This is a genomic window from Brevibacillus sp. HB2.2, from assembly GCF_013284275.1.
Taxonomy (GTDB): domain Bacteria; phylum Bacillota; class Bacilli; order Brevibacillales; family Brevibacillaceae; genus Brevibacillus; species Brevibacillus brevis_D.
On the sequence record NZ_JABSUV010000101.1, the window covers coordinates 1 to 1,051 of the forward strand.

1 protein-coding gene is annotated in these 1,051 nt (G+C 38.7%); it reads right to left on the reverse strand.

Going from position 1 to position 1,051, the window contains the following annotated elements:
• Positions 1 to 923, reverse strand: a 923-nt coding sequence (locus HP401_RS29465) for a hypothetical protein (protein WP_173607623.1), incomplete at its 3' end; no start/stop codon positions are given.
• Between the last annotated feature and the right edge of the window lie 128 nt (positions 924 to 1,051).

Genomic DNA, 1,051 nt, shown 5'->3' on the forward strand with positions numbered 1-1,051 from the left:
ACTTTTGGTTCAACTGCTTTCATCATTTCTTTCAGTGCTTTCTCGGTGATCGGTACTCCATCCCCTTGAAGTTGTCCTTTAGCCTGTGTTTCTGCAATCACATCAATCACTTGTTGTTTCGAGACATTTTTAGATGCTGCAATCTCCACAACAGTTTTACCTTTTGCTAATTCTTGTTTTAATTCTGTGGGGCTGATTTTTAGTAAAGCAAACAGTTTTTCATCGTTTAAAAAGTTATCAGCACTATAATCAGGCTTACCATTTCTAGAGAATAGGCCCTCTACTTTCATGTTTGAAGGTGTATCAGAAGGTGTATCAGCTGTAGGAATACCTACGATCTTAGTAAGACTAATGGTATTGTCCTGAACAAAAACCTGGAAGACCGGTTCTTCGAACATCTCATTGGTGTAATTCAACATCCATGTTTTTTGATTTGGATTCTCCATTTGCTCGATAGCAACCTTGTAGGTTTCGACGTTGCCATACATTTTATCAATAAGATCAGATACCTTCGCCTTGATTTGCTGATCGGTTAACGTAATGAGTGACTTCTCCTTAGGCTCCCAATTCTCTTGAATCACGTGTTCAATCTCACCCGTAATACCGTTTGTATGGAGGGTAATCTTTTTGCCGGTTCCTCCTTTTTCTTGTAGTACGATGCTTGTTTGTTTCATGTTGGTTACATTTTTCCCTTTGGATACATCACCTTGAACGTTGCTTGCATCGATAATCTCAAACGATTTTGTTTCAGGATATGCGAGATACAGCTTATCGAGCGTTGATTTGCCAACCTCATCCACCTTGACTTGTTCAGCAGTCATCGGTGTTCTTGTAGTCGTGTCAATCACGCCAGAAGCCGCAAATGCTGCAACTGGAATCAAAATCGCAGTAGCAACTACTCCACCAATTAAACGTTTTTTCATAATTAATTCGCTCCTTTTTTGTTGTAAATAATGTGAATTGGATTGTTCTATTTGTTCTCTGAATAAGCAGCTTACACACTATATTGCCTCTTTAGCGGAAAAAGGTTCGGTTCATATCTTATTTTTTT